This is a genomic window from uncultured Limosilactobacillus sp. (assembly GCF_934202705.1).
Taxonomy (GTDB): domain Bacteria; phylum Bacillota; class Bacilli; order Lactobacillales; family Lactobacillaceae; genus Limosilactobacillus.
The window spans coordinates 23970-45578 of record NZ_CAKPYE010000006.1 but is presented as its reverse complement, the minus strand read 5'-3'; the positions used below and the strand labels follow the sequence as shown (position 1 = coordinate 45578).

Sequence of the window (21609 nt, the reverse complement as noted above, 5' to 3'; positions counted from 1 at the left end):
GATTTTCTAAAAGAACCTTGATAGACTACCAATAGTTTAATATCAGGCGCTCAAGAACAGCGGGCGAAAAAATAAGAGCTGGATAAGGATTGATTCCTGTCCAGCTCTTTTTCTTTGAAAGGAGTACCAAAATGCAAATATCAATTTCAAAAACAAATAAATTCCTGATGGTCCTAACCCTTCTCTGTGGTAGTTTTATTACCGCCTTTTCTGAAACCTTATTAAATAACGGCCTGCCAACAATTATGCGTGAAGTCCACGTTAACGAGATGACGGTGCAGTGGTTAAGTACTGGTTACATGCTCGCCGCTGGAATCACGATGCCACTAGCTGCTTACTTCACTAATTCAATTAAGCTTAAAACGCTGTTTACAACAACAATGTCAATCTTCTTAGCAGGAACGATTCTTTCAGCTGTTGCTACTAATTTTCCACTTTTACTGATTGGACGCTTGATTGAAGGAATTGCTGTTGGGATTAATATGCCACTAATTCCCAATGTCCTTAGCTTAGTATTTTCTCCCCAACACCGTGGAACAGTGATGGGTGTTACTGGCATCATTATTAACTTTGGTCCGGCAATTGGTCCAATTATTTCGGGGATTATCGTTGACCATTACAGCTGGCGAATGCTTTTTATTATTCTAATTCCAATCAGTATTTTGGTAATTATTGCTAGCCAAATTTTTGTTAAAAACATCATCCCAACTCAACAACTAAAATTAGATCTTCTCTCGGTTATGTCTTCATTTATTGGCCTGGGATTGCTTCTCTACGGACTTGGTCGAATCGGCCAAACGGGACATTTAGATGTTTTTACTATTACTATCTTGGCCATAGGAATTGGACTAACTACATACTTTGTGAAGCGACAATTCAAGCTTACTACCCCCTTACTTGAAATGAGAGTATTCAAGGCGCCTTCGTACCGACTTGGTGTCATCTTAGCCTTAGTAAGCACCGCATCAGTGATGTCTGCTGAGCTAATGCTGCCGCTTTTTAACCAAAATGTCCTTAAGGTTTCTCCAACCACTTCCGCTTTAATTATGCTACCAAGTGCTATCGCAATGATTATTATTTCTCCAATTGCCGGACGCTTGTATGATCAAATTGGAATCAGGCTAGTAGGCTTTGTTGGTCTTGGACTTGGCTTAGTCACCTCAATTCCAATGACTGGCTACACCACTGCTACCAGTTTCTTTATAATTTCTATTCTTTATGCCATCCGTTGTGGGGGGCTTAATCTCGCTTACCCGCCAATTAGTGTTTACGCATTAAATGCCCTGCCACAACGATATGTCGTTTTTGGTAACACAATTATGGTAACGCTTAGTCAGGTTGCCAGCGCCTTTGCAAATGCCATGGCTGCTACCGCACAAGCACTGGGACAAAAACAAGGAATTACTCATCATTTACCATTAGACGTTGCTAGATTACAAGGCTTTCACTGGTCATTTTGGGCAATTACTGCCCTTAATATTATTGCGTTTGTCTTTCTGTTACGGGTAAAGAATCGTTCTTCAGTTGAAATCAAGTAACTTGTACTTTTAAATTTCAGTTTTAGAAAAAAATATCAAAAACTTCAGCAATTCTTATAAAACGCAATGATAGCTCATCATCTCATAATTCCATAAACTAAATGCCAATCATGAATACTTCTACTTCATTGCGAAAGAATAATGATAACATTTTGCTAATTTCTGATTGATTAATCATACCTCAATCCCTCTTATGAAACTAAGATGATAATTAGTAATCATAAGGGGGAATTTCTAATGACTATTAGTCTCGGATTATTAATATTTATAGGGGGAATCATTGGCGGAATTATTTCCTCAATTGCCGGTGGTGCCTCAATTATTTCCTATCCGGTATTATTACTCTCCGGAGTTCAACCAATTTTTGCTAATATTACTAATCACGGAGCTTTGATTTTTGATTATGCTGGAGCAATTGCGTCTTCCAAGCGAGAACTAAAAGGCCACTGGGGTCAAGCTGGTTTTTACGCCACTTGTTCAACTATTGGTGCCATACTGGGCACTTACCTTTTATTAGCCTTTCCTGCTAAGGTATTCGAACGGGTTGTCCCAATTCTCTTATTAGTCTCTGGTTTGTTATTTATTTTCGGTAATAAAAAGCCAGCACACCAACCAGCCACAAGAAAAGAGCTACCAAAGACTTTAGTAGCAATTATTATGCTCTTAATGGGTTGTTATACGGGTTACTTTGGTGGCGCTAATGGCGTTATCGTCTTAGCCGCCTTTCAATACATGACCAACAATGACTTCTTAGTCAATAATGCTATTAAGAACGTTATTTGTGGCTGCGGTAACCTAGTCGCCTTTATCATCTTTGTTTTTCGCTCAAAAGTATATTGGACTCAAGGAATTATCCTAGCGATTGGGATGCTTATCGGTGGTTACCTTGGTCCCATGTTACTGCGCCATGTCTCAGTCAAAGCAGTGCGACTAATCGTTAGTTCACTGGCTTTTATCCAGGCAACTTACTTCTTTATTACCGCTTATTAAGCAAAAAGGCTCGCATCAAAGCGGGCTTTTTTAATTATTTTGGCTCACGAATAAGAAACGAGAAAACAAGCGGAATCAAACCGATCCCTGCTAATATTTGGAAAACCGTGACTAGGCTTGTGGCATCCCCAATGTAACCAAAAACGGCGTGGCAATTCCCCTAATACTAATGGCTAGTCCTAACGTTGCTCCTGAGGCAAAGCCCATATTATTTGGCAAATAACACTGGCCCAAAATAACAATGGCACTATACGGTAAAAAGATTAGAAAACCAATCGGCAACAGAAGCAAAGTCCCGATTAAAACATTTCTGGTTAAAGAAAGAGCTAAAATCAGGAATGGCAAGATACAAAAAGTAAGCCGGATTACTTTAATCGAACCAATATTGTCGGCTAAGTGACCACCAAGTAACGTCCCTAAAGAACCAATGACAAAGAGAACGCTCAATGCAATACAACCGTTCGTGTTGCTTTACTTTAGAATGTGCATCCAATACAGGACCAAAAAGGTATTTAATCTATAGAAAATAATTGAACGTCCAAATAATACCATTGAAAGCAGCGAAAAATGCAACCAATCATTGTGACCATGTAAAGCTATTTTGGAATTGCGGTCCTTTCTTGAACTTGACCAAAAGGCGACCGATTGACGATGCGTGATTGGGTAAAGTTTCAACAAAATTAACATGATAATAATCACAATTATCAAGAAAATACCAATTCCATGAATGCCTAAATGATTAACAACCAAAGTCAACGTAATCGACCTAATGGCAAAACCGATATTTCCACCAAATGAAAAGATACTCATCCCTTGTCCAGGGTTATATCCAGCAAGGCCATTAACCAATTTAGCTGCATCGGGGTCATAGGCCGCAATTCCGATCCCGCAAACTAAGCAACCCATAACTAATAGTGCATAAGTTGGTACATAGTCCAATGAGCTAAAACCAACCCCCGTAATTAAAACTGCTAGAATAATAATCCAACCGGTATTGTACTTATCTGAAAGAAAGCCAAATAAGGGGCTGAACAACAGAAGATACCAGATTCATCGCAAAAACTAAGGTTGCCGCGACAGCATAATTGTAATGGTGTTGTGCAATCAGGGTTGGCAATAAAGCCGCTAATGCTCCCTGGCTGAAATCAACAAATAGGTGTCCCAGGGATAAGCTACAAATATACTTCGATACTTTCAAACTAATTCTCACTTTCTTTGGGGATTTTAAATTTACTTACATCAATTTTTTCTAGTTGTAATAATTTCTTCTTAATTGGCAACCCCGCAGCGTAACCAGTTAAGCTCCCATTAGATCCAACCACCCGGTGACACGGGATAATAATTTCAATATGATTATGACCAATCGCTCCGCCAACTGCCTGCGCCGACATATGCTCTTTATGAAGTCTAGCAGCAGCGATGTCGGCAATTTCGCGGTAAGTCATTACTTGCCCGTATGGGATAGTTAGCAAAATCTGCCAAATCATTTTTTGGAAATCGGTCCCCATTAAATGAGGGGGTGGCATGAATGAAGGCTGACGTTGCGAAAAGTAATCATCTAACCATTGTCTGGTTTGCTTTAGAATTGTTGTTTCCATTGATACGTTCTGCGGTTCAAGACTGTCCGCATAATATTTATCATTTTCAAACCATAATCCAGTTAATCCCTGATGATCACTCGCCAGTAATAGTTTCCCTAAAGGTGATTGATAGCTAGTAGTATACTGCATAATTCAACGTTCCTTTCCTGCACTATTATGATTATATCTTCACTAAAAGCTCTATATTATGTTAATATGTCCATAAATTATCTAAATATTATCAAAAGGAATAATTATGAATAAGTATATTAATTCCAAAAATATTAACGCCCAGTCAGATTTTCCGTATTTAGTATTAAATGTCATTAACCACCATGCGAACCCGATTAATCCAGGATTCAACGTTATGCATTGGCATAGAGATCTACAATTTATTTACGTATTAAAAGGAACGGTTCAAATTAAAACGTTGGAAAAGACTGAAAAAATCTCAGCTGGGATGGGAATCTTTATTAATCAAAATGTTGTTCACCAGGTAAACCATCAAAATAACTCTCATTATCGCTCCTTTATTTTTCCAGCATATTTCTTAGAGTTTTACTTTGGTGGACCAACTCAGCGACTAGTTGAAGAACTAACGTTAAATTCTAACTTGGAACTAATCAAATTTGAGCCAACCGGCAAGTGGTCAATCATATGCCAAAAATTAGATAAATTATCCCAATTATTTGAAAATAACCGACAGCAACGTCTGTATTCTTACGAGGTCCTAACAACTTTAGTTAATATTTTCTTGGAACTACAAAAAAGAGTCTCGCTCCCCCAACAGGAACAAGACTCTAATGCAAAGATCAGAATGAAAGCAATGCTAAACTACATCCAGCAAAATTACCTACAAAAAATTACTCTAGCGGAATTAGCCAAAAGCGCCAATATTAGTAAAGCAGAGTGTAACCGATGTTTTCACCATGTTTTTCAAACCTCGCCTTATAATTATTTGTTGGAATACAGGTTATCAAAAGCAGCCGAATTATTAAAAAAGACAAAATTGCCGATAACCGTAATTGCTAATCAAGTTGGCTTTGGTCAAGCTAGTCAATTTGGTAAGTATTTTAAGGCTAAGACTAACCTAACCCCTTTTCAGTTTCGGAAAAGTAAATAGAAAGTTTATCCATATTTTCTTTAAGAAGCTCAGCTTTCAAACCTATCTGAATCCTTAGGAGTATTAATTGACCAAATAATCCCATCAAGTAACGATAGTAGTAATCCTGCAAAGGGGAAGAGGCTGATCGCCACCACTGCTAAAATGATGATTCCAAATTCAAGGATCCCAAATGGCCCTTTTAGCATTAGGCGAATTTGATGCGCATTGCTAGGATTATCCTGAGCTAAGCTAGCGGTTAAGAAGTAAAAGGCAATCCCCCAAAATGCATAGACAAAAATATAAAAATATTCTGGTGCGGTTGCCTGTGGGAACCTGCCAACCCAATTGGTTGCAACAGGGAAAAACGACATTGCAAAGAGCCATAAACAATTTAACCAAAAGGAACGTTTTGAAATCCATTTGGCCTGATTAATTAAGTAATGATGGTTATACCATGTCGTGCAAATCAAAAAGAAAGTTACGGCATAAGCAAAAAAGGTGTGCCATTCGGTAAAAAGGTTTTTAAGTTGACCACCAGCTGGCGCCTTAATTTCCAGTACCATGATCGTCACAATAATTGCGATAATTGCATCCGTAAATGCTTCTAATCGTGATTTCTTCATTTTACCCATCCTTTAGTCAAAATTTCTTATTGATTTATCATAACAGAGCGTTCTTTCAGTTACCACCTAAATGCTAATAACAAAAATCCGGGACTTGAAAATCCCGGATTAAATTAGCTATTAATTAATCTTTGCTAACCAGTGATCAATAGTTTTGCTAAGTTGTTGGTCGTTATTGAGTGTTCCCATTGTTAATTCCAGCAAATCATGCACCTGCCCGTTATGCAGCTGCGCTTTTAAATCACTTAAGTACTTTTCATCGTGATCATAAAAGGTTACCCATGGATAGACTGGTTTCCCAGCAAAATCAGCATTCTTCAAAAATGTTTGCAATGGGTTGGCAATAGTGTACCCCCATGCTGGACCGCCAAAGAGGATGCGTCGATATTTCGTCATATCAGGATATCCCGTCTTTAACGCTGGCAACTTCCCCTCATCACGTTCTTTTTTGGCAACATCCCAAGCAGCCCACATATCCTGGTCATATGCCTTAACCGGCTCCACCTTAAATAAATCAGCATCTATCTTGCTAGCGACTTGTTTAGCAACACGGTCATTATAACCCGTGCTTGAATAATAAATGATTAGAGTATCTGCCATAATTATGAATGCTCCTTTGTTAGTTATTATTAAATTATCTTTAGTATAGTCTGCTTAAGAACCTTTGTGAAATAGTTATTTTGAATCAATGACAATGTCTAAAAGTCATCATCTAGATGCTTTAACCGATATATTTTTCATGTTCGATCATTTCTGGAACTTGATAGTGTCTTAAAAGACGCCACAGTATTAAATCAGTACCTTGAATGCCTGAATTCGCGGTTAACACAAAAATTGCATAATCTAATACTTTAATAACATTCTCGGTTTGAGTAATCAGGTCTGGTTGTCCAGCTGTGTCAATTAGGGTTATCTGCAAATCTTTATTTGTCAAAATATGTGGTTCGGCAGTTAACGTCATCGGTAACCGTGTCACATGATTTTGGCAGTCGTCTACCCTTTGTTGTAAATTATTGATTAAAGTGGTCTTTCCAGAATTAGAATTGCCAATGACACCAACCACCATTTTGTGCAAATCGTCCACCTCCATTATGACGTCATCCTCAAATGTAATCATGAATAGAGCGTTCAGTAAAAATGATTACTGAACGCCCAATTAGTACAAAACTACTTACTCTTAATTTAACTTTGTATATGACATTGCTGATGATTAATTACATTGATTGTAAGGTTGGTCGCACAATCATTTCAGAAACTGACATATTCTCCTTCGTCGCAATCGCAAATTCAACTGCTTGCGCAATTTGGTCAGCCGTTAAACCATCAACGGTGTCCCAGTAATCAGTATTTGCCTTACGAGTTTCAGGATCACTAATGTGGCTGGTTAATTCACTCTTGGTTGCTCCTGGAGTAATAATCGTGGTCTTAATGTGGTTTTGTGCTTCTTCCATTCGTAAACCATCCATAATAATCCGTATAGCATACTTCGTACCAGAGTAAACTGCCATATCAGGAGCAACCACATGACCGGCAACCGAATCAGTGGTAATAATATGACCTTGGCCTTGCTTTTTCATTATTGGTAAAGCTGCTGCAATTCCATTTAGCGGACCCATAATATTAATGTTCACCATGTTTTGCCATTCATTACGGTGACCCTCACTCAATGGTGATAGTGGCATGATGCCGGCATTATTATAGAGGACGTCAAGGCGACCAAATACTGCGACCGCCTTATCAACTACGGCTTTAACTTCTTTAAAGTTAGTAACGTCTGCTTTCACTGGGACTACTTGGCCTTCAGCAAATTCACTAGCAATTTCATTCAACCGATCTAAGCGACGCGCTGAAATAACTAATTTAGCACCATCCTTAGCTAGCCGCCGTGCCGTAGCTGCTCCGATTCCTGAAGAAGCTCCCATAATTACAATAACCTTGCTTGATAAATCTGTCATTTAAATCACCTTTCTTTGTCCGTATTTTCTTTTCAACAATTCTTATTATAGTTATCCGCCCTTTAGATGTACAACAGTTATGCTCGATGCTAAATCATGACTAAAAAGCATGGATAAAATTAAAATAAAATGGTTAGTGTCTTAGACAAAAACCATTCTTATAAGGCTATCCCTGTCAGTTGACTCAGCTTAGCTACTAGCTGAGCTTGTAAATGTTCTTGGTCAGCCCGTTTATCATAATCCTCTAGTTTTAAGTGGTAATAACAATTACCGCTAGTCTGTGCTAACCGATCGTTACTAGTTGCCAGCCAAACTTGTGAGGAGTAACCACCGTGTAAATCATCATTTGCTGCTGGTCCACCCATCCGTGTTGGTACCCAACCAGGGTCAACCGCATTAACGATTACATCTGGCCATTTTTTAGCAATATATTCAGTAAAAATCATTAAGGCAAGTTTTGAACTTGAATATGATAACTTAGTTTCTAAACTATTAATATCCAATGGTGCCCCAATATGCATTCCCGAATCAACGTAGATTAGTCGTTTGGGTCTATTAATCAGGGCCGTTAAGATATAGGGAGCTTCAACATTGACTCGGGCTGTTAATTTACTGTCGTTAGAATCTACTCCTGCATTATGAATAACGACGTCAAATTGTCCCCAAGCATTTACTTGAGTTGCTATCTGCCGAACAGCATCCAGGTCTGCCAAATCACCAATTGCGACGCCTTTCGCGTGGGGATTTACTCGCAATGCTGCTTGCGCTCGTTGCTTATTACGGGCATGAAGATAAACATCATTGCCCATAGCAATTAATTCTTTCGCCGCAAGTGCTCCTAAGCCAGTAGACGAACCGGTAATAAATATTTTTGCCATCATTAACACCTCCGCTTTTACAATTATTCTAAGTCTGATTTTTGAAATGTAAAATAGTTATATAATATGGTTATCCATTACGAGGAGTGATTTAGATGGAATTAAGAGTTTTAAATTATTTTGTTGAAATCGTTAATCAACACGGAATTACCCGAGCTGCTAATCATCTTCATATCTCGCAATCAACCCTTTCGCGGCAAATTCAAGATTTGGAAGAAGAATTAGGAACCCAATTATTAATTCGTGGTCCTCGGCAGATTTCATTAACCGAAGATGGTTATTTTCTCTATAATCGAGCTCAAGAAATTTTATCCTTGTCAAAAAATACTGAAAATTATTTACTGCAAGGTAAGACCTTAGCCGGTGAATTAAATATTGGAGCAGGAGAAAATGAAGCTAATCAATATCTACTCCCGAGTTTTAAACGGCTAATTGATGCTGGGGATAACATCCGTATTAACTATGAAAGCCTAAATGGCGACCAAATTATCGAAGGGATCGACCGCGGAAGTCTTGACTTTGGCGTTGTCTCTACTAACGAACCCCTTGGTGACTATAATACAATCACCCTCCCCTTCGAGGACCACTGGGGCGTTGCTTTCCCTGCTAATCATGCTTTTGACAAGAAGAACGAAATCATTGCGGCTGATTTAAAAAAGCAAAATTTAATTATTCCCCGCCAATTAGATTCCAGCTCCCAATTACTGTCATATCTTGATGAATATGTTGATGACTACCATGTCGTTGCCACTTATGATATGCACTACAATATGCGTGAAATGGTTAATGCTGGGATCGGTCTAGCCCTGACATTTGATAAGCCAATCTACCAACAAGGTAATATTCATTTCCGACGGCTCCAATTCTTACAACCGATTCGCTCAACTCTGATCTGGCGGAAGAACCACCAATTGACCCGATTAGGTAACGCTTTTTTGGAAGACGTTAAGCAAAATCTGAGCTGACTTTACATTCACTTTTCGCATCGATAATTACTTAATATGAGTATTTTTAATTTTCTTTGTTTCAGCTTATAGTAAAAGTAACAATTCAAGTTTTTTGAAGGGAGTTTTATCAATGGTGAAAAAACAAACAGCTGGTCGTGATCAATTAGGCGACTTTGCACCTAAATTTGCCGAACTAAACGATGATGTATTATTCGGTCAAGTTTGGTCGCGGGAAAAGGAATTAAGTCCTCGTGACCGAAGTTTTCTAACTGTAACTGCATTAATCACAAAAGGTGCCTTTGAACAATTGCCATACCATATGCAGACAGCAAAAAAGAATGGGATTACAAAGGAAGAAATTGCAGAAATGATTACCCAATTAGCCTTCTATGTCGGCTGGCCAAATGCCTGGAGTGCTTTCAACGTTGCGAAGAAGGTCTGGGTTGATTAAAATAATTTAACGGCCTCCATCAATAGGAGGCTTTTTTATTAACTTTCTATATAAATTCCCTTTAAATTAATTTGCTATATGGTAAAATTCTTACGTTAATAACCAATTACACTTATTAATGTTCGTGATTACCGAATATTGAGTCAGAGGGAGAATCATAATGAACAACGATATCGAAAAAGTCTTATATACGCAAGAACAAATCGATCAGCGAATAGATGAACTCGCCGCTACTTTAACTTCAAAATACCATGATGAGTTTCCGGTTATTGTCCCCGTTATGACCGGTGCAATGGTGTTCGCATCAGAATTGATGAAACGTCTTAATTTTAAGCTGAATATCGATTACGTGGATGTATCTAGCTATGAAGACAGTTCTAAGTCATCAGGCAAAGTACGTTTATTACGTGATCTTTCTCATGATATTAGTGGTCGTCCGGTTCTAATGATTGAAGATATTATTGATACCGGTCATACTTTAGCATTTTTGAATAAACTATTTGCTAGTCGTGGTGCCAGAAGCGTTGAAATTTGTTCATTGCTAGATAAACCCGCTCGACGCGAAGTTCCAGTAAAGATCGACTACCTTGGTTTTAAGGTTCCAAATGATTTTATTGTCGGTTATGGTCTCGATTACGACGGCCTTTATCGGAATCTCCCCTATGTCGGAATTTTGAAACGATCTGTTTATGAAAAATAATCTAAAAAAGTGAAGTTGAACATCAATCAGCTTCACCTTTTTTATTTAACTATCTGTTAATTAAAAAGCGCCATTAATTGCTTCATTAACCGGTGTATCACCATCTTCAACATCAAAGGCCTTTTGAATTGTATTGCCATTTTCTAATGCAGCAATAATTGTTGCCGCAACGTTAGAACGGCTAGTATAGGTATGTGGTAAGTAATCACCAATTATTACCTTACCAGTCCCCGTTTCGTTCGTTAAATTCTCCGGACGAACAATTGTGTAGTCAAGATTAGACTGACGTAATAATAAAACAGCATAATACATGGCTGCACTGTATTCTTCCCATTGACCCATCCAATCCATTTTCTTCTCATCATGGAATGCTGAATAGCACCAGCACTGACAAGCACAACACGCTTAATTCCCGCTTGTTCTGCCGCTTGATATAACTTTACCTTACCATCAAGGTCGATCATCCAGCCACCACCAATTGACATTCCCGTTACATTAGCACCCACTTTAGTAATCACACCAGCACCAGCCTTCCCTGGTATTAGTGGCGGTTGTGGTGCATCAAGTTGGCCGGTTCGCCAATAGATATCCGTATAATCAACGCTAATATATTGGTTATGAATCATAACTTCGTTTACAGATGGTTCGGGTATCTCATGACTTTCAACCTTTAGTACATCAGGAGATCCATATTCATGAACTATTATTTGTTTTGTTTGCATATCATCACCTGAAAAAACCAACTTAATTTTGACCTTTACCCCACAAGAAATTAATTAAATATTGATCAACCTGCTTATTTTCGTGTAAATTACTGTGTTTAGCACCTTTGCCGGTAATTTCGTGTTCAACATATGACTTAGCCCGTTTACCTACTAAATACTTGTATGACTTAGCAGAATTAACTGGCACTTGACTATCTGAATGGCTACCATCTTTGATGTCACCGTAGATGTTCATTACTCTTGCTGTCCGTGGGTAAGTTTGTCTCAAACTCAAAATTCCCTTATATTCAGGCAACATTATACTTGGCTTGCCGGTTTTGCGATTGACTTTAGCTTGCTTGGAACGAGGGTCTTCCATCATTAAGCCATTAAAGTGACCAGCGATGACTACTTGATGTGCCAATTTAGGCAGTCGTTGATTATTGGCATTATCAGCTAAGTAATAGGCAATGAGTAAATTTCCCATTGAATGACCAACAAAGTTAACCTTGTGAATGTGGTACCGTTTCTGCAACGCTAAAACTACATTCTTAATATAGATGCCGCTTTGATGGTACTCTTCAACATATTTTGGATCATTTGGTTTCTTATAATTGGCACTCTTGTTATTAACTAAGTTAACCTCAACAATGGGATTTTTAGCATTTTTAGCGATGGTACCAATCAGTTTAACTTGACCACCCTTGCTAACATTGGCTCGAATAATTGAGTTGGAAGCACCAGCCTTTTTGGCAGCATTTACCATTTGTGTTTCAGCTCGGTAACTACTCCCCCATCCATGAACAAAGATCGTTGGTGTAGAGCTATTAATATAATGCTTGGCATTCACTTGGCGTGTATAACGATGGTAGCCTGCCAAGCCTATGCCAATTAGCAATAATATAATTATGAAGCCCCAAATTTTTTTATGCTGTTTCATCTTTTACCCCTTTTTTATTACGGAAAATCGTTGTTACATTGCAGGTACAACCACTCTTCTGCATAACTATTATTACTTTAAGTTTTCCTTAAAGAAATGTTCGAACTTATCAAATGGAATCTTATCCATTTGGTCGTAAAGATCAGTATGAGTAGCGTTTGGTACTAATACTAATTCCTTAGGATCGGTCAAGCGCTGATAGGCAGCTTCCGCCATGTAACGTGAGTGAGCATTAGCTCCAGTAACAATTAGCTTTGGTGCTGCAATCTTTTCAATCCGTTGTTGAAGTGGGAAGTTGTAGTAGCCCCATGGACTTGTTGCGTCCCAGATAGCAGCTGAATTGATTGCCCGTGGATGGAAAGCCCGCTTGACATAGTAATTAAAGAATTCAGTTGTGACCGGATCTGCATCAGCTGGTAATTCGTCAGGGAAGAGTTTCTTGGCGCGAACCGGTTGATTGTTTTCATCAAATGGTAATTCATGGAACCCACCAACATGAGTATCATTATCAACATTTTCCCACCGCATCTGTGCTAAGTACTGCTTTTCAAGGTTCCGCTGTTCTTCGGTCTTGGAATTATTAAGACCAGCCCACATGGATTCAGCCATATCGTACATAACAGATGTTGCGACTGCTTTGATCCGCACATCAATTGAAGCAGCGGTTAAGACATGCGAACCTAAGCCACAAATCCCAATGGCCCCAATTTTATCGCGATCAACATATTTTTGCGTTCCTAAGAAATCAACAGCAGCTGAGAAGTCTTCAACAAAGATATCTGGTGAAGCGACATTGCGAATATCACCAGAACTTTCGCCAGTCGTTGATTGATCAAAAGCAACTGTTACAAAGCCCCGTTCAGCTAATGTTTGAGCATATAACCCACTGGCTTGTTCCTTGACGGCCCCAAATGGTCCTGAAATGACAATTGCCGCATATTTCTTGCTAGCATCAAAGTTACCCGGTAAGTAGAGGTGTCCAGCCACCATGAAACCGTAACGATTTTGGAAACGAACGTCCTTTACTTTAATAGCGGGATTAACATCAAATACCCGGGTATCATTAACGGCAGTTAGTGGATTAATACTGTAATTCATAATTTCTGAGTCTCCTTTAAATATCTTGCTTGATTGGACGAATGATTACTTCATTAATATCGGCATTTTCAGGCATATCAATGGCAAATTCCACTGACCGTGCCACATTATCAGCCTTTAATCCGACTTCTTTTTCAAATTCAATCTCAGCTTGCTTGTTTTCCGGATTGTTAATTGAGTTATATAATTCCGTCGCGACTGAGCCTGGTGAAACAATCGTGGTCCGAATTCCATTTTGGTGTTGTTCCTGACGTAATCCTTCAAAGATGGCCCGCACAGCAAACTTAGAGCCATTGTAAACCGCCAAGTTAGGAACTACCACGTGCCCCGCAACAGAATCCGTGGCAATAATCTGACCGCTCTTTTGTTTAACCATCACTGGCAAAACGGCGGCAATTCCATTCAACACGCCCATAATATTGACGTTGAGAATTTGTTGCCATTCATCATATGCGCGGTTAATTAATGCATTGACTGGCATGACACCAGCATTGTTATATAAAACATCAACCCGGCCAAATTTTTTAACCGCAGCGTCAATTAATGCTTGAACTTCATCTTTCTTAGTTACATCAACTTGCTTAACGAGAATTTCTTCATTGGGAAATTCATCCTTTAATGCTGTTAACCGGTCCAACCGTCGTGCGCCAATTACTAGCTTGGCATGTTGCTTTGCTAAGCGTTTAACGGTTGCGGCGCCAATTCCACTCGAAGCTCCGGTAATAACAACGACTTTTCCTTTAATCATCTTTGAATTCCTCCTTGTTGATAAGAAACATGTTCCCCTGTTGGAAGATCGTGAGTAATAATTACTCCAGCACCAACAACCGCATTCGCACCGATATGAACACCCGGCAAGATTGTGGCATTCCCGCCGATCCTTGCGCCTTCATCAATTACAATTGGTTTAGTAATATCTCCATCAACAGTTTGTAACGATACGCCTGCACCAATTTTGACATTATCATTAATCTCAATTCCACCTTTGTCTGCCATCATGACATTACAGCTAATCGAAACATTTTTTCCGATCTTGATGTTCCGACCATAATCACTGTAAAACGGCAATAGGATCTCAGTACTATCAGCTAATTGATAACCTAAAATCTCACTTAGCAATTGTCTTCGTTGCCGAAGAGTAATCCAACAAGTGTTGAGACGTTGCAAGAGACGTTGATTTTGTTCTAATAATTGCTGGTTAACTTTCTTTTGCTTAAGAATTATTACCCACCTCCATTCGTTTAACTGTTTTTATTATATTTTGGATTGCTTACAATGTGAAATACTTATATAATATTGGTGATAATAGTTTTTCGTTATAGTAAAGGAGACGAAAATGGAACTTCGTGTATTACGCTACTTTTTAGCCGTCGCTCAATATCATAATTTTACAAAAGCTGCTCGGGAGTTACTGGTCTCCCAACCGACCCTCTCAAAACAGCTTGGTGATTTAGAAAACGAACTAGGGGCCCAACTATTTATCCGCGGTCATCGCCAAGTTACCCTTACGGAAGAAGGCGAATATCTTCAAACACGAGCAAAAGAAATCATTCAGCTTGCGGATCAAACCACTGCCAACATCCAGGCAGAGCAGGTGGTTACTGGCACGATTTCAATTGGAGCTGGTGAAAGTGTCGGAATGCAACGAATCATGAACGTTCTTAGTGAAATCATTCAGGATTATCCCGAAGTGAAAATTCGCCTTATTAGCGGCAATGCCGATGAAATGGAGACAGCCTTAAAACATGGAGTAATTGACTTTGCTATTTTGATGTCTCATCGTAGTTTGACTAACTATAATCACATACAATTACCGGAAACCGATCGGTGGGGATTGGTTTTATTAAAAAATGATCCGCTTGCTCAAAAAGAATCTATTACCCCAGCGGATTTACTCGGGATCCCCCTCTTAGTATCTGAACAAGCAGTGGATGAACATCGTTTTCAAGATTGGTGGGGAAACATTGGTCACAAAATGAATATTATTGGTACTTATACGTTAGTTTTCAATGCTATGTTAATGGTTAAGCAAGGGAGTGCCGATATGATTACGTTTGATCACCTAGTTGATACGGCGGACGATAGTCCACTTACCTTCCGACCACTATCGCCAACTCTAACTGAATCAACCAACCTAATTTGGAAAAAGAACGTTACTCAATCAAAAGCAGCAAAATTATTTACTCAACGTTTATTAGCATCGTTAAATTAAAAATAATGACGCCATAATAAATAGGATCCAGTGTCTAGACTACCAAGCACTGGATCCTATTTATACTTACTTATGTTTTTCTCTCAAATTAACCATACATATAAAAGCCATTAGTTGCCCCTGGATCGATGTCTAATGATTGAAAGGAGCAATTTCTAGAAAGAGTTAACAGCTGGCAGTTCGGCAATGAAAACTATTTGCCGAGCCCTGGCGACAATCCCTGTTTCTTCTTCGATTCATCGTTACTCCACAGAACATAGTGACAACGGGGACAAACCTGCCGCTGGCGACCTTTACATTCTTGCCAGCGTAACGGCGATCCACATTGCGGACAATAGTTAAACATTTGAGCCACCTACTTTCCCAGCAGTGACCATTGCTGTAATAAGTTTTCAATCACCTGGGCTACCTTATCTTCCTGGTGACGATAAATATGTCCAGCATTTTGGATATAGATTAATTTATTGTCGGTGGAATACGGTAAATGATCATTAATATTTTCTAAATAATTTTTAGGTGAATTACCCGCAAAACGGTCATATGTCCCAATAAGGAGCACCCCCGTGTAATTAACGTTAGCTAGTTGGGTATAATCGCCATTTTGGTCAGAATGAACATTATTAAGCGTATCATCGGTCAGCCAACGCTGAGCATTGCCTGCCGTACTTGTTAACCAACGAAATAGGCGAAACGGTAAAATTTGTTTTTCCTTACCACTAGCCAATTGCTCATTAATTAGCTGGCGTTGTCGGTTAGTAACACATTTTCTTAATACTTTTAAATCAACCGGGCTCATTAGCAAAAAGCGATCAACCGCGGATTCCTGATGATTAGCAAGATAATGAATCACCTTATTAGCGCCAAAAGATTGGCCGCCTAACACAATATGTTGATAACCCATCTTTCGTGCATAGTCCAGGTAGGCGGCAACATCCTCATCACTTCGCCGGAAGTCTTCATCGTATGCTCCGTATACTTCTTTTGCCCCGGTCCGCTTATTAAAGGCGGTAACCTTATTAAAGGCATCGCGTGTATGGGCAACGATAAAATCAACATTTTGCTGCGCTAAACGCTTACCAATAATCGTATAAAAGGGATTATTATGGATATTTCCTTCCACTCCAGTAATTACAATTACCACCGTTTTAGCCCCTGGGGATTTAAAGATGTTTCCCTTTAAGGTCGTCCCTGCTGAAGTAACAACATCCAATGCCCTTAACATTATTTACCCCTTCTTTCACTAATTTCGTCTAACTGGCCGTGGGTTATGAATCGCCATGTCTAAATGATCCCGCTCTGCCTGCAGCATTGCTGGCGTATAACGATAATGAGCCGCGTGTTGCCAATTAAAACTGGTTTCAATTTGATCTTCGTGATCGTGTTTAATTAAGTCAATCAAGTCCGGATTTAGCATGACCGCCCGACCAACTGCTATTAAGTCGGCCCAGCCAGCATTATAGGCATCTAAAATCTGGTCAGCTGTCTTCAGGGAACCTACCCCGATCAACGGCAACTTACCATTAATACGATCGTGATAAACCTGCATTCGAGTTAACTTCTGATCAGCACCACGCCGGGGATGCGAATAAAAGCCAAGTAATGAGACATGGAGATATTGCAGTGGCTTCTTCACTAACTCATCGACCAGCGCTAGCGTATCTTCCATCGTAAATCCTTGTCGAGGACGTTCGGGAGAAAAGCGGTAACCAATAATAAAATCAGGCCGCTGGTATTTTTGTCGTACCGCGTCGATCGCATCGATAATCGCTAGCGGAAACTTCAACCGGTTGGCAAAGCTACCGCCCCATTCGTCGGTCCGGCGATTAATATTACCGGCAAAAAATTGTTCGATTAGCCAGCCGTTTGATCCTTGAATTTCAACGCCATCCATTCCTGCACGAAGTCCCAATTCTGCCGCACGAGCAAAATTGGCTACCATTTGCTTAACCTCGGCCCCCGTCATTGTCCGTGACCGACCACGACGATCGCCAGTTGGTGCAACAACCGGATGCCCCTTCGTCATCCACTTTTTTGCCTTATATCCGGAATGAGCAAGTTGCATTACAATCTTAGCTCCTTGGTGATGGGCAATTTTAACGTACTCTTGAAGAGTAGCAAAATTTGACTCGTCAAAGGCATTAGGCGATTCAAAGCCAATCCCGCTTGGGAAAACATTAGTAAACGGCATTATGTACATACCGAATCCTCGAAAACGATCATGCCAGAAGTTGCGGGCAGTCGATGTTAATTCACCATTTTTACCCGAATCATAGATTGTCAGTGGTGCAACGACAAGGCGATTCTTAAGCCGGACACCATTATTAAGTGTATATGGTTGAAATAAAGGTTGATATTTACTTTTCATCGTTATCCCTCGATCCTGTGATTTGATCTGAACCTTTTGGTGGAAATACAATCCAAAAAATAATATTAATTGCGACGATTAGTAGAGAAGCGATTGGCAGCCAAGCTATTAGCACTAACCCGGTTACCAATGAAAGCAACTCAAATAGCCAGCGCTGGGGACGCAGCATCAACATAATTTGCGGTGAACGCTGGGGATTATCATTAGCCAGCATTGCGACCATGATGTAAAAGGTGATTCCCCAAATTGCAAAAATCAAAAAGTAGAAGTAAGCTGCCGCTTTAGAGAAAGGATCCGCACTAATCCAACCGGTGGCTACCGGGAAGAGTGACATAAAGAACAGCCACACGACATTAGCCCAGAATACCTTCCGAGAAATCCATTGTGCAGACGTAAACAGAAAATGATGGTTATACCAGGTTGCTGCAATCCGAAAAAAACTAATTAAATAAGCTAAAAAGTAGGCTTTTTCACTCCATAGCGCACTAAAGTGACTTCCGGATGGGATTTTGATCTCCAATACCATAATCGTCATTACGATTGCGACAATTGCATCGGTAAATGCTTCTACTCGTGCCTTATTCATGTGCTCTCCCTCCTCTAATTAATTACTGCCAGCTTTGAACTAGTTTTAGAATTTCATCTGCTAATACCTGCTCCTTTTGTTGGTAGGTATGACCGGTCTTAGGAATAACAATTAGTCGATTTTGTTTGGCGGTTTGCATATGGTCATTAATATTCTCCAGAAACTTTTGCGGCTCGCCATAAGTAAAGCGATCGTAACTACCAATGATCAACGCACCGGTTTGGGTTATCGCTGCCACCTGAGAAAAGTCTTTTTCCGGTTCAACATGAACATTATTTAAAATGTTATCGAATACCCACTGATAATCAGTATCAGCGGTCCCAGGAATCCAGCCTAGTAAGTTAAAGGGCATCCGCTTTTCTCCAGCTCCTTGCTGGCGTTGATTAAGGATCGCCTGCTTCTCTTCTTCAGTAACAACACTTGTTAAATGCTCTAAGTTAGCTGGGCTCAAGAAAATGAAATGCTTAATTCGCGTATCACGGTGCCGTGATAAGTAATAAATTACCTTATTAGCACCGAGAGAATGACCAGCCAAAATAATATTGGTATATCCTTGCCGGTAAACATAGTTTAGATAAGCCTCAATATCTTCATCAGTGTTATTAAAATCCTCATTCCATGACCCGATGAGTTCTTGCTTGCCGGTTTTTACATTTAGTGTCGGCATTTCACCAAAGGCGTCTGCCGTCTGGGCATAGATAAAGTCAATTCCTGCATCCGATAGCGTCTTGCCAAGATTCACGTAAAAAGGATTAGAATAAAAGTTGCCATGGATCCCCGTAATGGCGATCACTACTGTGGATGGTTGAACATTCCGCGGTGCGTCAAATAAAACCCCAGTTAATAGACTTCCCCGTTTAGTTGGTAACGATAACCTCTTCATTTGCCATTCCCTTCTTTACGATTCTTTTCGATAGAAAATTGTTGACTTAATTTTTCCTTTGTTAGCGAACTATCCTTTAGTTGGTTAATTACTGCTGCTTCCTTAACATCAAACGCTTCCTTTAATTCCAAACTTGAGATGTGGGGATGATGAGCAATCAAAGCGGCAAGATTCTCCGCATTAAATTCAACTGGTCGGGCATATACCTCGTCATTTGTGACCTGCTTAATTAACTTTTGCCATTCTTCATACTTTGGAATTCCCTTAAGAACATAGGTTTTTCCATTGTAGGTAAGAAGATAAGCTGGCAACTGATTGATTTTCATTTGCTGCATGATCTGCTGTTCCTGAGCCAATTGTCCCTTAACGCCCGTTGAGTGATAGCGGCGGTTAAATTCAACTTGATCTAAGTTAAATTTTGTCGCTAGCGTAGTTAAATATTTAAGGTCATTTGTTTGCCGATTAGCCACAACAGTGTCATATTGCATTTCGTAAAGGACTTGCATTTCGGTGTCTTGATCGTTTCCACCGATTGCCCGCAACCCCTGATTAAGGGGTACTTATGACAGATGGGATTGATCAAATAACTGAGCACCACCGCCCATGTAAATTGGCATCCCCGCAAGCCGTTCTTCCTGGAGGTACACCTGCATTAACCGTGTCCAGTATTGGTTTAGGGCTACCCGTTGGCCATACATTTTTTCAACATTGGGGTCAACTAAGTCATAAACATTCTTGACCAGCTGTCCCATCATTAATTTAAATTCAAGCTGTCCCCCATAGTGAGTTTCAAGCTTGCGCATCGTGGGCCAAGTCTCCCACAGCATTCCCATCATGGGATCCGCAACTATTGTAATTGTTAATCTAGCCATATTTTTCTCCTCATTATTAGCGTTGTTTTATCTTTGGGAACATCGCATTCCCTGCTAAGGTTCCATAAAGCATGGCGGGAGTGAACCGATAAGAAGGCATCTTATTCCAATCAAATTCACTTTGGATTTCGTCTTCCTTACCTTCTTTAATCATCTGGACAAGGTGGGGATTAAGTTCAACCGCGCCCCCGACAGCTAAGAAGTCAGCCCAGCCAGTATTAAAGGCCTTTAGCCCATTTTCTTCTGCAAATAAGTCGCCAACCCCAATGAATGGCACCCGACCATTAATTCGCTTATGTGCTGCTTCCATCCGGGTAATATGCTGGTCGCCACCCCGACGAATCTTCTTATAGAAATTCCACAATGAAATATGAATGTACTGCAGTGGCTTTTCAACCAACCGATCAACCAGGGCCATTGTCTCTTTCATCGTGAGACCATCTGTACCAGGCTCTTCTGGTGAGAACCGGTAACCAACGATAAAGTCAGGCCGATGATACTTTTGCCGAACCTCATCAACCGCATCAATGATTGCTAATGGGAAATTGAAGCGCTTCTCCATTGTCCCACCCCAATGGTCTGTTCGGTGGTTATAGGTTGCTGAAACGAATTGTTGAATCAGCCACCCGTTGGCTCCGTGAATTTCCACCCCATCTAATCCGGCCCGAATAGCTAGCTCAGTGGCGTACGCAAACGAATGAATAATCTCCCGTACTTCTTCATCAGTCATCTCCCGTGCACCAAAGTAGCTCATCTCACTTGGCCCCCAAACGCCGTTTCCACGAGTCATTGACTTATCAGCATGCACTCCAGCATGGGCAAGTTGGATGACTGCTTTGGCACCTTGCTCATGAGAAATTTGCGCATATTCTTTTAAATTATCAAGGTGTTCTTCACTAAAAGCGTTCGGCGATTCAAACCCAATCCCACTTGGGTGAACATTGGTAAACGGAATGATCCACATTCCAAATCCGTTAAAACGGTCATGCCAAAACTTCCGTGAAGCAGGGGTTAGTTCACCATCAGGACCGGCATCATAAACGGTTAACGGGGCAACAACTAAACGATTCTTAATTTCAACACCGTTATTGAATGTGTATGGTTGAAATAGTGGTTCATATTTTTTATTCATAATCTTTATGCTCCTTCATCTTTATCGTTGTGTTCATTTTATCCAATAGA

29 protein-coding genes are annotated in these 21609 nt (G+C 40.0%); 7 read left to right on the top strand and 22 right to left on the bottom strand.

What is annotated here, in order from left to right:
- The first annotated feature begins 131 nt into the window (after positions 1-131).
- Both Q0C76_RS05150 and Q0C76_RS05145 read left to right on the top strand, forming a co-directional pair.
- Positions 132-1538, top strand: coding sequence for a DHA2 family efflux MFS transporter permease subunit (locus Q0C76_RS05150; protein WP_295730551.1), 1407 nt, complete (start codon positions 132-134; stop codon positions 1536-1538).
- Between the two features lie 237 nt (positions 1539-1775).
- On the top strand, positions 1776-2528 hold the full coding sequence (locus Q0C76_RS05145; protein WP_295730548.1) for a sulfite exporter TauE/SafE family protein: 753 nt from the start codon (positions 1776-1778) through the stop codon (positions 2526-2528).
- A gap of 111 nt (positions 2529-2639) precedes the next feature.
- Here the strand turns inward: Q0C76_RS05145 and Q0C76_RS05140 are convergent, their stop codons facing one another.
- From Q0C76_RS05140 to Q0C76_RS05130, 3 genes are all read right to left on the bottom strand, one after another.
- Positions 2640-2975 (bottom strand): MFS transporter, encoded by a 336-nt coding sequence (locus Q0C76_RS05140; protein WP_295730545.1) that lies wholly within the window; start codon positions 2973-2975, stop codon positions 2640-2642.
- Between the two features lie 24 nt (positions 2976-2999).
- A complete protein-coding gene (locus Q0C76_RS05135; protein WP_295730542.1) occupies positions 3000-3563 on the bottom strand; it encodes an MFS transporter in 564 nt (187 codons plus the stop codon).
- 164 nt (positions 3564-3727) lie between these two features.
- On the bottom strand, positions 3728-4258 hold the full coding sequence (locus tag Q0C76_RS05130; protein WP_295730539.1) for a methylated-DNA--[protein]-cysteine S-methyltransferase: 531 nt from the start codon (positions 4256-4258) through the stop codon (positions 3728-3730).
- A 106-nt stretch (positions 4259-4364) separates the two neighbouring features.
- On the opposite strand from Q0C76_RS05130, the gene Q0C76_RS05125 reads away from it, so the two are divergent.
- Positions 4365-5231, top strand: a complete 867-nt coding sequence (locus tag Q0C76_RS05125; protein WP_295730537.1) for an AraC family transcriptional regulator — start codon at positions 4365-4367, stop codon at positions 5229-5231.
- 29 nt (positions 5232-5260) lie between these two features.
- On the opposite strand, the gene Q0C76_RS05120 is transcribed toward Q0C76_RS05125, so the two are convergent.
- From Q0C76_RS05120 to Q0C76_RS05100, 5 genes are all read right to left on the bottom strand, one after another.
- Complete coding sequence (locus Q0C76_RS05120; protein WP_295730534.1) at positions 5261-5836, bottom strand: TMEM175 family protein; 576 nt, start codon at positions 5834-5836, stop codon at positions 5261-5263.
- 120 nt (positions 5837-5956) lie between these two features.
- The gene (locus Q0C76_RS05115; RefSeq protein WP_295730532.1) at positions 5957-6436 is read right to left on the bottom strand and encodes a flavodoxin; all 480 of its coding nucleotides are present in this window, start codon (positions 6434-6436) and stop codon (positions 5957-5959) included.
- 121 nt (positions 6437-6557) lie between these two features.
- Positions 6558-6926: a GTP-binding protein gene (locus tag Q0C76_RS05110; protein ID WP_295730530.1), complete on the bottom strand. Its 369-nt coding sequence runs from the start codon at positions 6924-6926 to the stop codon at positions 6558-6560.
- Between the two features lie 124 nt (positions 6927-7050).
- Positions 7051-7791 (bottom strand): SDR family oxidoreductase, encoded by a 741-nt coding sequence (locus Q0C76_RS05105; protein ID WP_295730527.1) that lies wholly within the window; start codon positions 7789-7791, stop codon positions 7051-7053.
- Between the two features lie 158 nt (positions 7792-7949).
- Positions 7950-8672: an SDR family NAD(P)-dependent oxidoreductase gene (locus Q0C76_RS05100; RefSeq protein ID WP_295730524.1), complete on the bottom strand. Its 723-nt coding sequence runs from the start codon at positions 8670-8672 to the stop codon at positions 7950-7952.
- 92 nt (positions 8673-8764) lie between these two features.
- Between Q0C76_RS05100 and Q0C76_RS05095 the strand changes: the two genes are divergently transcribed.
- The 3 genes from Q0C76_RS05095 to hpt all read left to right on the top strand — a co-directional run bounded on the left by Q0C76_RS05095 (position 8765) and on the right by hpt (position 10767).
- A complete protein-coding gene (locus tag Q0C76_RS05095; protein WP_295730522.1) occupies positions 8765-9634 on the top strand; it encodes a LysR family transcriptional regulator in 870 nt (289 codons plus the stop codon).
- A 112-nt stretch (positions 9635-9746) separates the two neighbouring features.
- Complete coding sequence (locus tag Q0C76_RS05090; protein WP_295730519.1) at positions 9747-10067, top strand: carboxymuconolactone decarboxylase family protein; 321 nt, start codon at positions 9747-9749, stop codon at positions 10065-10067.
- 160 nt (positions 10068-10227) lie between these two features.
- Positions 10228-10767, top strand: a complete 540-nt coding sequence (gene hpt, locus Q0C76_RS05085; RefSeq protein WP_295730516.1) for a hypoxanthine phosphoribosyltransferase — start codon at positions 10228-10230, stop codon at positions 10765-10767.
- 60 nt (positions 10768-10827) lie between these two features.
- Here the strand turns inward: hpt and Q0C76_RS05080 are convergent, their stop codons facing one another.
- From Q0C76_RS05080 to Q0C76_RS05055, 6 genes are all read right to left on the bottom strand, one after another.
- Complete coding sequence (locus tag Q0C76_RS05080; RefSeq protein WP_295730514.1) at positions 10828-11079, bottom strand: NAD(P)H-binding protein; 252 nt, start codon at positions 11077-11079, stop codon at positions 10828-10830.
- Complete coding sequence (locus Q0C76_RS05075; protein WP_295730511.1) at positions 11010-11489, bottom strand: alcohol dehydrogenase catalytic domain-containing protein; 480 nt, start codon at positions 11487-11489, stop codon at positions 11010-11012. The genes Q0C76_RS05080 and Q0C76_RS05075 overlap by 70 nt, the downstream gene beginning before the upstream one ends.
- A 22-nt stretch (positions 11490-11511) precedes the next feature.
- Complete coding sequence (locus tag Q0C76_RS05070; protein WP_295730509.1) at positions 11512-12411, bottom strand: alpha/beta hydrolase; 900 nt, start codon at positions 12409-12411, stop codon at positions 11512-11514.
- Between the two features lie 72 nt (positions 12412-12483).
- A complete protein-coding gene (locus Q0C76_RS05065; protein ID WP_295730507.1) occupies positions 12484-13509 on the bottom strand; it encodes an alpha/beta hydrolase in 1026 nt (341 codons plus the stop codon).
- A gap of 16 nt (positions 13510-13525) precedes the next feature.
- Positions 13526-14257 (bottom strand): SDR family oxidoreductase, encoded by a 732-nt coding sequence (locus tag Q0C76_RS05060; protein WP_295730505.1) that lies wholly within the window; start codon positions 14255-14257, stop codon positions 13526-13528.
- Positions 14254-14628 carry a DapH/DapD/GlmU-related protein gene (locus Q0C76_RS05055; protein ID WP_295730503.1) on the bottom strand — a complete coding sequence of 125 codons (375 nt, stop codon included), beginning with the start codon at positions 14626-14628 and terminating at the stop codon, positions 14254-14256. The genes Q0C76_RS05060 and Q0C76_RS05055 overlap by 4 nt, the downstream gene beginning before the upstream one ends.
- Positions 14629-14845: 217 nt before the next feature.
- On the opposite strand from Q0C76_RS05055, the gene Q0C76_RS05050 reads away from it, so the two are divergent.
- Positions 14846-15721: a LysR family transcriptional regulator gene (locus tag Q0C76_RS05050; protein WP_295730500.1), complete on the top strand. Its 876-nt coding sequence runs from the start codon at positions 14846-14848 to the stop codon at positions 15719-15721.
- A 193-nt stretch (positions 15722-15914) separates the two neighbouring features.
- On the opposite strand, the gene Q0C76_RS05045 is transcribed toward Q0C76_RS05050, so the two are convergent.
- From Q0C76_RS05045 to Q0C76_RS05010, 8 genes are read right to left on the bottom strand one after another with little or no spacing between them, the layout of a single operon-like run.
- A complete protein-coding gene (locus Q0C76_RS05045; RefSeq protein ID WP_295730498.1) occupies positions 15915-16067 on the bottom strand; it encodes a zinc ribbon domain-containing protein in 153 nt (50 codons plus the stop codon).
- Positions 16068-16076: 9 nt separating this feature from the next.
- The gene (locus Q0C76_RS05040; RefSeq protein WP_295730495.1) at positions 16077-16943 is read right to left on the bottom strand and encodes a DUF1749 domain-containing protein; all 867 of its coding nucleotides are present in this window, start codon (positions 16941-16943) and stop codon (positions 16077-16079) included.
- 18 nt (positions 16944-16961) lie between these two features.
- Positions 16962-18086 carry an NADH-dependent flavin oxidoreductase gene (locus tag Q0C76_RS05035; RefSeq protein ID WP_295730492.1) on the bottom strand — a complete coding sequence of 375 codons (1125 nt, stop codon included), beginning with the start codon at positions 18084-18086 and terminating at the stop codon, positions 16962-16964.
- Complete coding sequence (locus Q0C76_RS05030) at positions 18076-18672, bottom strand: TMEM175 family protein (RefSeq protein ID WP_295730489.1); 597 nt, start codon at positions 18670-18672, stop codon at positions 18076-18078. The genes Q0C76_RS05035 and Q0C76_RS05030 overlap by 11 nt, the downstream gene beginning before the upstream one ends.
- Positions 18673-18694: 22 nt before the next feature.
- Positions 18695-19555 carry an alpha/beta fold hydrolase gene (locus Q0C76_RS05025; RefSeq protein ID WP_295730486.1) on the bottom strand — a complete coding sequence of 287 codons (861 nt, stop codon included), beginning with the start codon at positions 19553-19555 and terminating at the stop codon, positions 18695-18697.
- A complete protein-coding gene (locus tag Q0C76_RS05020; protein WP_295730484.1) occupies positions 19552-20097 on the bottom strand; it encodes a DsbA family protein in 546 nt (181 codons plus the stop codon). The genes Q0C76_RS05025 and Q0C76_RS05020 overlap by 4 nt, the downstream gene beginning before the upstream one ends.
- A gap of 18 nt (positions 20098-20115) precedes the next feature.
- A complete protein-coding gene (locus Q0C76_RS05015) occupies positions 20116-20427 on the bottom strand; it encodes a hypothetical protein (RefSeq protein ID WP_295730481.1) in 312 nt (103 codons plus the stop codon).
- Positions 20428-20443: 16 nt separating this feature from the next.
- Positions 20444-21559: an NADH-dependent flavin oxidoreductase gene (locus Q0C76_RS05010; protein ID WP_295730478.1), complete on the bottom strand. Its 1116-nt coding sequence runs from the start codon at positions 21557-21559 to the stop codon at positions 20444-20446.
- Positions 21560-21609: the final 50 nt, after the last annotated feature.